This is a genomic window from Aeromonas sp. EERV15 (genome assembly GCF_900079845.1).
In the GTDB taxonomy this organism is placed as follows: domain Bacteria; phylum Pseudomonadota; class Gammaproteobacteria; order Enterobacterales; family Aeromonadaceae; genus Aeromonas; species Aeromonas sobria.
This window is the reverse complement of record NZ_FKKY02000013.1, coordinates 79631-92520: the sequence shown is the minus strand read 5'-3', so window position 1 is coordinate 92520 and position 12890 is coordinate 79631. Positions and strand designations below refer to the sequence as shown.

Annotated in this window: 13 protein-coding genes; 9 read left to right on the top strand and 4 right to left on the bottom strand. The window is 57.4% G+C overall.

All coding sequences use genetic code 11. The annotated features are described in order from the left end of the window. Window positions 1–88 precede the first annotated feature (88 nt). The 3 genes from BN4575_RS13040 to dcuC form a co-directional block, all read right to left on the bottom strand. Window positions 89–1732 (bottom strand): hypothetical protein, encoded by a 1644-nt coding sequence (locus BN4575_RS13040; protein ID WP_068978471.1) that lies wholly within the window; start codon window positions 1730–1732, stop codon window positions 89–91. A gap of 190 nt (window positions 1733–1922) precedes the next feature. Further along, window positions 1923–3569, bottom strand: a complete 1647-nt coding sequence (locus BN4575_RS13035; RefSeq protein ID WP_068978470.1) for a bifunctional metallophosphatase/5'-nucleotidase — start codon at window positions 3567–3569, stop codon at window positions 1923–1925. Between the two features lie 91 nt (window positions 3570–3660). Further along, the gene (gene dcuC, locus BN4575_RS13030) at window positions 3661–5013 is read right to left on the bottom strand and encodes an anaerobic C4-dicarboxylate transporter DcuC (protein WP_068978469.1); all 1353 of its coding nucleotides are present in this window, start codon (window positions 5011–5013) and stop codon (window positions 3661–3663) included. A gap of 195 nt (window positions 5014–5208) precedes the next feature. Here dcuC and BN4575_RS13025 point away from each other — a divergent pair, with 195 nt between their 5' ends. Beyond that, window positions 5209–5673, top strand: a complete 465-nt coding sequence (locus BN4575_RS13025; RefSeq protein WP_068978468.1) for a hypothetical protein — start codon at window positions 5209–5211, stop codon at window positions 5671–5673. Window positions 5674–5856: 183 nt separating this feature from the next. Further along, window positions 5857–6453: a DUF922 domain-containing protein gene (locus BN4575_RS13020; protein ID WP_068978467.1), complete on the top strand. Its 597-nt coding sequence runs from the start codon at window positions 5857–5859 to the stop codon at window positions 6451–6453. 258 nt (window positions 6454–6711) lie between these two features. On the opposite strand, the gene fadR is transcribed toward BN4575_RS13020, so the two are convergent. Beyond that, entirely contained in the window at window positions 6712–7425 is a 714-nt protein-coding gene (gene fadR / locus BN4575_RS13015; RefSeq protein WP_042022486.1) for a fatty acid metabolism transcriptional regulator FadR, read from the bottom strand. A gap of 335 nt (window positions 7426–7760) precedes the next feature. On the opposite strand from fadR, the gene nhaB reads away from it, so the two are divergent. From nhaB to BN4575_RS12985, 7 genes are all read left to right on the top strand, one after another. Continuing rightward, window positions 7761–9341: a Na(+)/H(+) antiporter NhaB gene (nhaB, locus tag BN4575_RS13010; RefSeq protein ID WP_068978466.1), complete on the top strand. Its 1581-nt coding sequence runs from the start codon at window positions 7761–7763 to the stop codon at window positions 9339–9341. Between the two features lie 162 nt (window positions 9342–9503). Further along, on the top strand, window positions 9504–10025 hold the full coding sequence (gene dsbB, locus BN4575_RS13005; protein ID WP_042022488.1) for a disulfide bond formation protein DsbB: 522 nt from the start codon (window positions 9504–9506) through the stop codon (window positions 10023–10025). 395 nt (window positions 10026–10420) lie between these two features. Then, window positions 10421–10561, top strand: coding sequence for a TIGR02808 family protein (locus tag BN4575_RS13000; protein WP_068978465.1), 141 nt, complete (start codon window positions 10421–10423; stop codon window positions 10559–10561). Between the two features lie 10 nt (window positions 10562–10571). Beyond that, window positions 10572–10796, top strand: coding sequence for a hypothetical protein (locus BN4575_RS22095; protein WP_157774529.1), 225 nt, complete (start codon window positions 10572–10574; stop codon window positions 10794–10796). Beyond that, complete coding sequence (locus BN4575_RS12995; protein ID WP_042022489.1) at window positions 10750–11307, top strand: YaeQ family protein; 558 nt, start codon at window positions 10750–10752, stop codon at window positions 11305–11307. The genes BN4575_RS22095 and BN4575_RS12995 overlap by 47 nt, the downstream gene beginning before the upstream one ends. Window positions 11308–11319: 12 nt before the next feature. Then, on the top strand, window positions 11320–12204 hold the full coding sequence (locus BN4575_RS12990) for an AEC family transporter (protein ID WP_068978464.1): 885 nt from the start codon (window positions 11320–11322) through the stop codon (window positions 12202–12204). Window positions 12205–12312: 108 nt separating this feature from the next. Further along, window positions 12313–12753: a hypothetical protein gene (locus BN4575_RS12985; RefSeq protein WP_068978463.1), complete on the top strand. Its 441-nt coding sequence runs from the start codon at window positions 12313–12315 to the stop codon at window positions 12751–12753. The last annotated feature ends 137 nt before the right edge of the window (window positions 12754–12890 follow it).

Genomic DNA, 12890 nt, shown 5'->3' with positions numbered 1-12890 from the left:
TGCCGCTGAGCGTGCAAGGTATTGGCATCCTGTGGCTGATCTTGCAGCTTGATCAGGATGCCCGTTTCCCAGCTTTATCCCGAGCTTATCAGCGTCGGCGATAGAGACCCGGCTCCACCTCTTCATAGTGGCTGGTCAGGTATTGATAGAAGGCGAGATGGGAGGGGGAGCTGGGCTTTTTAAGCTCCTCGCTCACCCGATCCGGCTTGGCGATGATGAACTTGGGAGTCTGGCGCTGGATATCGGCCAGCACTCGCTCGCGCACGTCATAGGGCGGATTGACGTTGGCAAAGAAGAGGTAGGCGGATGCCGGCTGGCGATCGGTCCAGAGATAATATTGCGGCTGGATGCCATCGACCCAGATCTTGTCGCTCGGGCTGGTTTCGGCCTTGATGCGATCGATCCGTACCTGGGCGGCCGGATTGAAGGGGCGCCCCTTGAGGGTTCCTTCCCAGGCGTTGTTGATCATCAGCAGCAGCATGGCCAGCGTCGCCAGCCAGGGGGTGGCACTGCGCACATCCCAGGCCCGCCAGAGGGGAATGAGGATCAGCACCGGCAGCGCCCACAGCAGACTGGTACCGAGCACCTCGTTGACCCGCTCGAGGGACCACTCCTTGGTGCTCCAGCCAAAGGCGAGCTGCTGGGCCAGCAGCCAGCTGGCGGTCAAGACGACCAGCGAGATGCAGAGTAGGCCGATGGCATCAGCCTGCTGTTCGCTGCGATCCAGCAATACCGCCAGCGGCAGCACCGCCAGTTGCAGATAGAGCACGTCGTAGTGATCGAACACATGGCCGGAGACCGAGTTGGCGATCAGGGTAAACAGCACCCCAAACAGGGTCGCCAGCAGGGCGGGCAGATACCACTCCTGACGGCGGCTCAGCATCAGAATGATAAAGGCGGGCAGCAGCATGACCAGGCCGGTGCGCAGCAGGCCGACGGCGCCTACCATGGGGGAGAAGCCGTTGCCGTAGCTCCCTTCGAAGAAGATGTCGAAGGCGTAGTATTTGAAGGCCGCCAGCATATCATGTTGCTGGAAGTAGGCATAAAGCGGGCCACCAATCAGCGCCAGCCCCAGCAGGCTGGAGATGAGCAGCAAGATGGCGTCACGCCACTTCTCGTGCAGACACCAGTGGCAGAACAACACCAGATACCAGGCGCCCCAGAAGGCGCCGTTGTTGGTGCGCATCCAGGCGACGATGGCAAAGGTGAGGGCCGCCACCAGCGCGGGCCACCAGCGAAATCCCTTGTCCAGCAGCAGGGTGATGAAGGCCCACTGGGCGATGAGGGCGAGGTGGAAGGTCCAGTCCTCGGTCATGTTGCCGTAGTAGTAACGGGTGCCGTAGAGGGCCAGCACCGCCAGCATGGCGCCAAGGCGCGCCTTGAACGAGAGACCGAGCTGGGCAAAGGCTTGCCAGCTGGCCAGCAGTCCGAGCCAGCAGAGCACCCACTCCAGCGCCCAGATCCCGACAAATCCCCCCAGTCCATAGCCCAGCGCGTCGAGGGCGAAGATCATCGGTCCCTTGATGTCGATCATGTCGCGATAGAGCACACCCCCTTCGCTCCACATCTTGCCCATCACCGCGAACAGCGAGGCATCAAAGCCCGGCGCCATGGCGTGGAAGAGCGGGTTGCGCAGACAGAAGAGCAGCGCCAGCAGGGCGGTCAGCAGCACGATGGCTGGCTTGATACCCGGGTTGACGCGAGGAGGGGTGAAACGGATGGAGTGATTCATGAAGTCGCCTGTTCCTGCAGCTGGTCTTGAAAGCGGGCCTATCTTGCCGAGCTAGTGAGTGCGATGCAATGGGGCGGGCCCGTGTGGGGCAAATATTGTCGAAAAAGCCCGGTTCTTGAAGGGAACCGGGCGCTTGCTGCGGCAATATTGGCCGTCAGGGGCATGTGGCAACAGCCATCCACCTCCTACATCAGCCGATGTACTCAATCAGGGGCGGCTGTGCTTCCAGCGTGGGCAGATGACGAGCCCAGCGGATAAAGGCGTCGGCCAGGGTGATACCGAGCTCCTGATTGTGCTGGGTCAGGGTTCGGGTCAGCGCGGTGTAGCCCTCCTTGCCGGAGGCGGTATAGGCGCTCGATACCCCGCGATAGATTTGTTGCGCATCGACAAACTGCCACTGGCCGGGAGTGGGTTCCCACTCCAGTCGGGTGATGCGCTGACCCTTGGGCCGATCGGCCTGATAGGTGAAGCGCACCCCCGCGGTGTAGGGGAAGCTGCCGTTGCCATTGCCGATCACGCCGTTGTTGGTGGCGTTGTCGATGGCATTTTCCATTGCTTCCGCCAGCTCGTGACCGTGCACCCGATAGAGGGTGAGCGGAATGGCAAACGGCAGCAGGCGACCGGCAATGTCCGCTTCGCTCAAGGGGCCCGGCTCCAGCGAGCAGCGCACGCCACCGGCGTTGTGCAGGGCAAAGTCCACTTCACCCACCTGCTCACGTGCGGCAGTCAGCATGGCGCGGGCCACCAGCGGGGCGAGTTGGCTGCCGTGGGGCAGGGTGGCATCCGGCAGCCGCTGATGGGGCAGTGGCGCCTCCAGTCGGGTGACGATGCGTTGACTCATGGTTTCAATTTCCGGCCGATAGCGTTTGGCCAGATGTTGTTCAAGCTGTGGGTCCGGCTCGCAGAAGGTGAGCCCGACAGGTGGCGTGGAGGCAAATGGCCAGGGCTGCCAGGGGAGCCACTCCAGCTGTCCCTGGCTTTGTACGACGCGGCCCGCTTCATCGAAGGTGAGCTCGCATACGCCGAGACAGAGGGCGCTGTGGCCTGCGTGCAGGATAGCGACTCCGTTGTTCATCAGGGGATAGCTGCCTTCGCTTGGCAGACCGAGGGGGGCGAGATCCCCCAGCAGGCTGTGGGTGTGGCCGCCGATGATGAGGCTGAGCTCGGGGAAGCGCTCGGCCAGCAGCTTGTCCTGATCCAGTCCGAGGTGGCTCAGCAGCACGATATGCTGGATCCCTTCGCTCTTTATCTCCCGCAGCACCCGGGTGAGGGTCTCGCTAACCGCATGGAAGCGGGTGTGGGCATCCGGGTTGGCGATGGCAGCCATCTGGGCGAGGGTGATGCCGAGCAGTGCAAAGGGAACCCCGTCGATCACCCGGCGATGCCAGGGCTGATGAGCGTCGTAGAGGTGGGGGATATCCCACAACCCGAGGGTTGTGTCGGCTGGCTCCTGGCTGTTATCCAGATTGGCGGCCAGCACCGGAAAATCGAGCTGGCGCAAGAACTCCACCAGCGGGCCGTTGCCCAGATCGAACTCGTGGTTGCCGAGCACCATGGCATCGGGGGCCAGCATGGCGAGCAGGTCGGCGTTGGCACGCCCTTTGAAGCGGTTGAAATAGAGCGATCCCTGAAAGGAGTCACCACCGTGCAGAAACAGAAAACTCTGGCCGGCAGTTGCGGCCTGGGCACGCAGTTGGGTCAGTCGGGTTAGGATCCGGGCATAACCGCCGCACTGGGTACGCCACTGCTCTTCACCGACAGGGGAGAAGCTCATGGGCGCGCCATCGAAATGGGAGTGGCAATCACTGAAATGGGCAAGTTGAACCGTAATACTCATCTCGGTCCTCCTTAGGGGGAAAATGAGCACCGAGTCTACTGCAAAGGGGGGGGATGATACCAGCCCGGCAGGATGCCGGGCTGGTGAACGATCAGGCGGGCACCATGATCTGGGTGGCAATGATCACCACCAGCAGGCCGACCGCGACCGGCATACTGGTGCGCTTGACCACTTCGAACGGCGATAGCTTGCCCATCCCCGCACAGGCGACCACCACCCCGGAGACCGGCGAAATGGTACGACCCAGGTTGGAGGCTTGCAGCATCGGGATCACCAGATAGGCCGGGTTGATGCCAAGGCTGGTGGCCAGGTTGGGGATCAGCTCCACGAAGGCGTAGAAGGGGGCATTGCCCGAGCCGGTAGTGAAGGCGGCCAGGGTGGTGATCACCACCAGTGACAGCATCATGATCATGCCGCCCGAGCCGAGATCTTGCGCGTGGGTCAGTAGGGTGTCGATAAAGCCGATGGTCATCAGACCCTGGGCAAAGACACCGGCACCGACCAGCAGCATGACCACACCGGCGAAGGCATCCGCCATGTGACGCCAGCAGACCTGCAGCCCGTCCAGCAGCTCCTTGCCGTTGCGGATCCGCACCAGCTCCAGCAGGCTGGCCAGCACCATGCACATCACTATGATGGTGACGATATCCAGTTGCGGGCCCCATTTACCGTCAAATACCAGCACCCCGATGATGGGGGTAAACGGCAGGATGGCGTAGAAGGCGGGGGCTGTGGTGACCAGATCACCCGGGGCGACCGGCTCATTGTGCTCGCCAGACTTCTGATCCAGATAGCGCTGCCAGAAGAAGTGAGTCACCGCCATGCAGGCGATGGCAATCAGCGAGATGGGCAGGGTCAGCTTGAAGGCAAAATCCAGCAGCGGCATGTTGGCGGCCTGAGCAGCCATCACCACGTCACCGGAGGTCGGTGCCAGAATGATGGCGGCTGGCGAGGCGCACACGGCCGCAGCCGCGCCACGGGAGATCCCCATGTTGACCATCAGCGGGAACAGGGTGGCCATCAACAGCACGCCGAGGCCAGTGGCAGAGCTCACTGCTAGCGACATGGCGCAGGCAACCAGATAGGCGGCAACCAGCAGGATGTAGGGGGACTTGATGATGCCGAGCGGTTTGCTGGCCAGCTTGACCAGAATGGTGTTGGCGCCGATATGGCTCATGTAGCCGGCGAAGCCGCACAGCACCATGATCAGCATCCCCAGTCCACCGCCACGGTCATTGAGCAGGAAGCGGATGTATTCGAAGATATCGGTCGCGATGTAACCGGTGCTGACCACCTTGCTCGGCAGTACCGGCTTGCCCATCATGGCGGTGATGACCAGCAGCAGCAAGCCGCCGCTCAGCAGCACCCCGGTCGCGGAGTATCCTTTGAAAATGGCACGGCCCACCACCAGGGTGACCAGGGTGCCAACGATGAGTTCCAGCATACGTTGCCTTCTGATTGGATGAGAGTGGGGGGAGTCTATTCCTATAGGGGTAGGCTGGCGACTGGCAACCGGATGTTGTGTGAGCTAAATCAACGTTTAACCCCGTGAACAGCATTAAAGAAAGGTAAAGGCACTTTACCCAGCGGGTTTGGCTACCTACCCTTGCCAGCCTTGGTTGTCTTTTGAGGCTTTTATATGGCGATTGGTGATTTTACAGGCGTTAAACGCTGTCTTTTTCTGCTTGCGCTGCTATTTTCACCTACTTGCGTGTTTGCGGTAACCAATGACGGTTTTCATCAAACCGGTCCTCATCAGGCGGTCGCCATGCGGCGTCTCATGGCCCCCCACTCTTACGGCGTAGTGGTTGTAGCCGAGGGGAACACACCCCGTTTTGCCGCGCTGGCCTCCAAAACCACCGAAGCAAACTGCCTGGCCCGTCACGCCATCCGCGTAGATGGGGTCGCGCTGCTGGTCACTCCGCGATTCTATGCCAAAGAGGGAAAACGGGGTCTTTGCGAGCTGTGGCTCAACGAGGGAGCAGATCAGGACTTTTTTGCCAACCGTCTTAAAAATGATCATTTTATTCAGATAGATGGTCATGACATCAATGTGAAAAACTACCATCTCGACTGGCAACGCATCAGCCGTCATGCTCAATAAAAATACAGTTTTGGCCTTGTGCCATACTCTGCTCACGCAACCTGTGAGCGTGCTCTGATTTCTGGTCGCATCATGGTATTGCGCCGCCTCGTCGTCACACATAGGCTATACCCGTCATCTGTGTGGCGGTGGGTTTCACCAAGGTTGGTACTCCGCCCGTGCAATCAAGGAAGGTCGTCTGGCATGGTCAGCAAGGTTTATGGAGTAGTGGGGGTCGGGTTGTTGCTGTTGCCCCTGATGAGTCAGGCTCAGCCGAGCCGGCCGCAAGTGGTGCCAGAGTCCCGCATCAATGTCCGTTTTTATGAGGTCAATGCAACCAGCCCTGATCAACTTGCCCGTGCGATTGCCCAGAGTGCCCCCAAGGTGAATGGCAAACCTGTGCTCGGTAAGGCGAGTTATCAGGTGGATTGGCAGCTGGATACCGAGCAGTTGCCGGGGCGCTGCCAGCTCAATCGGGTGACGGTGACGACAAACGCCACCGTGTTGCTGCCCCGCTGGCGTCAGAGCGCGGACAGTAACGATCCTGCCCGTCAGCGCTGGGGACGGCTGCTTTCCAGCATGTTTGACTACGAATCCCGCTTCAAGGAGATGGTGCTGCAGGGGGCCAATCAGGTGGGCGGTGCGATTGCGGCGTTACCGGGCCATGCAGATTGTCAGGCGCTGCGCTACGCGGCGTGGGCGGCGGGCAGTGGTGAGCTGAACAAGGTCAAGGGACGGCTCGACGGATTCCAGCGTCAGACGGACTACGGCGAACAGCTAGGGGTACATTGGCCCAAGTGAGCCGTGTTTCGAGGCGCTGTTCCTGCCAAACCACCGCTATATAGCAAGAGTTAACCCATAAAGAGTTAACCAATAAAAACAATGCCAGTCAGTTAAGCCTGACTGGCATTGTTTTTATTGGCTTTTGTCACTCTGCACTGCTGTTGTGGTGAGCAACCGGTGACTTAGAGGTGCTAATCCTCTACACCCGGCAAGGGGAAGTGTGTGAGAGGACGGCGGGAGTGATCCCGCCTCCTCCTCGATTAGGAGGGCACAGGATCAGTTGTCACACAAATCACTGGGCATATCCTGCCGCAAGCGGGTCCACAGCTTGCCAGATTCGATACCGTACTGACGCACTGTCATGAACACGGCATCGTGATCTTTGGTCTCCGCCAGATTCAGTAGCGCCTTATAATAGGCATCCGCAGTTTCTCTGGTCTGCTTGTCAGAGAAGTAGTAACTGCCTACCCGGCTATACAATCCCTTGAAACCGTTGAGGATCAAGGCGTAGATCGGGTTACCGGAAGCAAATGCCAGCTGGTGATGCAGACGATAATCGAACTCGGCATAGGCTTGCGCATTTTTATCAACCGAGCCTGCACCACGCAGGATCTCTGCTGCCTGCTCCGGGTTATGACGGATCGCACCCCGAATGAAGATAGTGCAGATATGGGTACGGGCAGAGAGCAACTGTGCGACCAGCTCAGGTACCTTGTCTTGATCCAGACGGGCAAGGGTCTCCAGAATATTGAGACCAGAGGTTTCCCAAAAATTGTTTACCTTGGTTGGTTTACCATGCTGGATGGTCAACCAGCCATCACGGGCCAACCGCTGCAACACTTCACGCAACGTAGTGCGAGTCACCCCGATCAACTCGGATAATTCACGCTCGGCGGGCAGAATTGATCCGGGAGGAAAGCGATTGTTCCAGATGGACTCGATGATGTATTCCTCGGCAAACCCTGCTGGGCTCTGCGCTTTTATGACCATGGATTAACTCTGTTGTAGTACGCAAAAAGGCGGCTGAATCATATCAAAGCAAGGAAGTGTGGCAAGTATAAGGTCAGTCCTCTGCTCACATATGCCAAATATAGTGTGATGGCAGTGCTGTTTATCCCATAACAGAAGCCAGATGACGCCGCCCAGCGGTGGTCGCAAAACAACCATATGAAGAAATATTCATCCACTATTATTTATAAACAACCCATTTTTTGATTAAAATCACGAGTAATCAGATAGATAAAAGCCAATATCGAGCGGAACAGGCGACACTATCCTTCACTGCATAGAAGCAGATCCTAACAACAGAGTTGAGACCCATCATCATGCCAATAAGCCTAGGGCAGGCATTCGCCAAGAACTTCTTGGGCAATGCACCACAGTGGTATAAAAACGCCATTTTGCTATTTCTGGTGATCAATCCGATCGCTTTTCACCTCGATCCTTTCATGGCCGGCTGGCTACTGGTTGTTGAATTTATCTTCACTCTGGCCATGGCCCTGAAATGTTACCCTTTGCAACCCGGTGGCTTGCTGGCTATTGAAGCCGTGCTGATCGGCATGACCTCTGCAGAGCAAGTCAAACATGAACTGGTGGCCAACATTGAAGTGCTACTGCTGCTGGTCTTTATGGTGGCGGGCATCTACTTCATGAAGCAGTTACTGCTTTATGTCTTTACCAAGCTGCTGGTCGGGGTTCGTTCAAAAATCCTGCTCTCCCTCTCTTTCTGTCTGGTATCTGCCTTTCTGTCAGCCTTCCTTGATGCCCTGACGGTCATTGCCGTGGTGATCAGCGTCGCGACCGGCTTCTACGCCATCTACCACAAGGTGTCATCCGGCAAGGGTTTTGGTCATGAACATGACCACACCCATGACCAAGAGGTGGAAGAGGATCAGTATCAGACCCTCGAACAATTTCGTGCCTTTCTGCGCAGTCTGATGATGCATGCTGCCATTGGTACCGCACTGGGTGGCGTCTGCACCCTGGTCGGTGAGCCGCAAAACCTGATCATCGGCGAACAGGCTGGCTGGAACTTTGGTGAGTTTGCCATTCGCATGGCCCCCGTTTCTGTACCTGTCTTTATTTGTGGCCTGCTGACCTGCGTACTGGTGGAGAAGATGCAGTGGTTCGGCTATGGCGCCAAATTGCCCGACTCGGTACGCAAGATCATGGAGGAGTACAACCGCCATGAGAATGCCAAACGCACACCGCAAGACAAAGCCAAGTTGATGGTACAAGCCTTGATCGCGGTCTGGCTGATCGTCGGTCTGGCGCTCCATCTTGCCGCCGTGGGCTTGATTGGTTTATCAGTGATAGTGCTGGCGACCTCGCTCACAGGTATTACCGAAGAGCATGCCTTGGGTAAGGCCTTTGAAGAGGCTCTCCCCTTTACGGCACTGTTGGCGGTGTTTTTTAGCATAGTGGCAGTCATTATCGATCAACAGTTATTCAAACCGGTGATCCACTGGGTCCTGTCGGCCGAGCGGGATCAACAATTGGCGCTCTTCTATGTGGCGAACGGTCTGCTCTCCATGGTCAGTGACAACGTCTTCGTCGGCACCGTCTATATCAACGAAGTGAAAACAGCGCTGCTCAATGGTGCCATCGACCGCGCCCAGTTTGATCTGCTGGCGGTCGCCATCAATACAGGTACCAACTTGCCCTCTGTCGCCACCCCCAATGGCCAAGCTGCTTTCCTGTTCATGCTCACCTCGGCACTGGCACCGCTGCTGCGCCTCTCCTATGGCCGCATGGTCTGGATGGCTCTGCCCTACACCTTGGTACTGGGGGTGGTCGGGTTCTTCGCCGTTGAATTGCTGCTCGCCCCAACCACCGAGTGGTTCTATCAGCATGGATGGCTGGTGATGGAAAGTGCCCTGCCAGCGGTGCAGTCAGCGCTTCATTAATCCCATGTAACACAGCTCAAGGGCCCTCAGCGCCCTTTTTGCTGATGACAACCCCCTGGCCGCCGATCCCGGGGGTTGACCTTGATGCACCGTTGGGGCTCTTTTCTTTTCGGTCATGCTCTGCTCTAATTCAGCCACTATTTTTTCTGTGAGATCAATCAGATGATCGAGTTTCTCCGCCGTTTAGCAGCCAATCGACTGGCCTGGGGTCTGCTGGCAGCCTCCGCCCTGTTCCTTGAGCTGTGCGCCCTCTTCTTCCAGCATGTATTAGGCTTGCATCCTTGTGTGATGTGCGTGTACGAGCGGCTGGCAACACTGGGTGTGCTGGCGGCAGGTCTGCTCGGCATGGTGGCGCCAGAGAAGTGGTATGTTCGCTGGAGTGCTCTGCTGCTTTGGGGCTATAGCGCATTCCGTGGCCTGCAGCTGGCGCTACAGCATGTGGATTATCAGGTTAATCCCTCACCCTTTAATGTGTGCAGCCCTTATGCCGACTTTCCGAGTTGGGCACCGCTTGATCAGTGGATCCCCTGGTTGTTTATGCCACAAGGGGATTGCGCTGAAGTGACCTGGCAATTCTTGACGCTCTCCATGCCCCAGTGGCTCGTGATCATCTTTGCCGCCTACCTGTTGGTGTTTACCGTGGTAGCCATAGGAAATCTGGTGAAAGGGCGCTGCTGCAACTGATCATCACAGCCGCCTGAACATAGAAAGGGGTGCCATCTCGGCTAATGCCGAGCAGGTAAGGCGCCATTGAACGAGCCTTGTGATGTGTGAAAATCCGACACCCAGTAATGGGTGTCGGATTTTTTTATGTGTATCGAACTATCCCCGGGGTCGCATGCATCTGCCAGATGGCGGCGAGCCTGAAAGGGGACACGGTGGGTCATCTTTGGCAAGCGCGGGTAATGGATTGAATGGTGTAAAGAGAGGGCAAAACGTTGATCCAGCGCAAATGAACCCTGCATTTATCACTTTGGTGGCATAGGACCCAACCGCTTATTGAGTTCAAATAGTGGCATCAAGAGCGGAGCCAATATCCGCCAGAAGGAACACACCTTTCACCGGATGAAGGACAGAAAATGAGTTTTCTTGAACACACCATCTGGACAGTACTGGGATATGGGGTGATGCCCTTTATCTTTCTGAGCGGATTTGTGGCGGTGGCAGTAACCTGCTGTGTGCTGCTCAATGCGTTCGGGGTGCAGTCCGCCGAGAAGTGAGTCGCTTCTCATGACCGCCAAATGCCAGTCTTCGGACTGGCATTTGTTTTTTGAGTCTTTTAAAGCACTTATCTGTGCTGAGGTGGGGGAAACTTTGGCTGAGATGGTCGAACCTGACCGCTATTTTGATTACACTGGCGGCCGTATTTTCCATTCACACGTTTTTACTCAGGTGTTCAAGGTTATCTATGGCGCTCAAGGCTACCGTATTCAAGGCCCAAATCAGCTTGTCTGATATGGACCGCAATGTGTATCAGGATTTTTCTCTCACGCTGGCCCGCCACCCTTCCGAAACCGATGAGCGGATGATGATCCGCCTCGCTGCCTTTGCCTGGCATGCGGCCGAACGACTGGAGTTTACCAAAGGGCTGAGTGCTGATGATGAGCCCGAGCTCTGGCACAAGAATTACACCGACGAAATTGAACTTTGGATCGAGCTGGGGCAGCCCGACGAGAAGCGCCTCAAAAAGGCCTGCAACCGGTCCCGTCACGTGGTGCTCTATCTCTACGGCGGCCGTGGTACAGCCGTCTGGTGGAAGCAGAACCAGGGCAAACTGAGCCAGCACGACAACCTCAGCATCATCGAACTGTCAGATAGCCAGACCTTGCCGTTGACCGCCATGGTTGAGCGCACCATGCACCTGACCTGCACCATCTCTGAAGGCCAACTGTGGGTCAGCAATGGCACACTGGATGTGACGCTTGATCCGGTCGTGCTGATGGGCAAGCCGGCTCACGAGCTATAACGGAGTCTGGTCATGTTCAGCGCCCTGCTCAATATCGTCATTCCGGTGTTCGGGGTCGTGATGCTCGGGGCACTGTATGGGCGATGGCGACCGGGGGCGACGCTCGGTTATGTCAATCTGGCCAATATCGAATTGTTTACTCCGGCGCTGGTCTTCTCCGCGCTGGTCAAGTATCCGCTGGCGTTGGGGGCTCATCTACCGCTGATTGCGGCGGGGGCGCTGGTTATTCTGTTACCCGGTCTGCTGCTCGCTCTGCTCAGGTTCAAGGGGATTGAGCGGGCTGCGCTGATCCTGCCCGCCATGTTCCGCAATACCGGCAACCTCGGTATTCCCCTGATGGTGCTTGCCTTTGGTGAGCAGCAGCTCGGGGCCATCGTGATCCTGTTTGTGCTCTCCAACCTGCTCCACTTCTCGGTCGGCATGTTTATCCTCTCGGCCAACACCTCCCGCTGGCTCTGGTTGCGCAGCCCTGTGCTGTGGGCCGCGCTGGCCGGTTTGCTGGTGGCCAACCTGCATATCACGCTGCCGGAGTATGTGGTGACCACGGCCTCCTTGCTTGGTCAGATCTCGGTGCCCTTGATGCTGTTTGCGTTAGGCATTCGCCTGATGGAAGGGAAGCTTGATCACCTTGGTCTTGCACTCAAGTGCAACCTGCTCTATCTGCTGGCGGGTGGATTGTCGCTGCTGCTGGCGATCTGGCTGTTGCCACTCAAAACAGAGTGGATCCCGCTGTTGATGTTGTCGGTCTCGCTGCCGCCAGCCGTGCTTAATTACATGCTCTGCGAGCAGTACCACTGTCAGCCGGACAAGGTGGCCAGTATCGTGCTTGGTGGCAATGCCCTCTCGGTGCTGGTGATCCCGCTGGCGGTCTGGCTGGCGCTCCATTTGCCAAGCTGAACAACCCTGGCTCGGGGAGCCTTCTCCCGTGTTTGCGTTATTCCATAAATGCATTAATGGTGCAGATATTGCTGTGTTCGCCGTTGAGATGAGAATGGAGAGCGAACAATGATCATTGGTGCAGCCCGATATCAATTAATGCAACCTGCGTTGGGGGCGACCCGGACGAGCGAATATGCCGAACCGCAGCAGAAAAGTATCCAACTTGCGGACGACAAGGTGACGTTGAATTCGAGTCGTGATGGTTTTTCTGCGACCTATGAACGCCCCGCGCTAGCTCGCAAGGATCCGGATCGAAGTCTGACCCAGATCGCGTGGGATAACCTGCTGGCACAACGTATCGGCCTTAGCAGGGAAAAACTCGACGAGCTCGCAGAGAAGAAGAAAGAGATTGAGGGCAGTACCGAGCTGTCTGACGAAGAGAAGCAACGGTTGCTGGCAGATCTCGACAAGCAGAAGGAGGAGCTTATCAAGGAGGCCAGCGAGCGGCGTCAGGCGCGTGGAGACGAAGAGCGCCAATCCAATCCAGACTCAGGCTCACCCAGTTAAAAATTGCTATTGGCGGCAACAGGTTGCCGGCTGCCAGGCAGCCCTTTGCCGTTTATAACGCACCATCTTCTTTCCCCGGACCTGCCTGCACATAGTGCGAGCTGTAGCGACACGCCATTTCCCTTTTCGTGATCCCC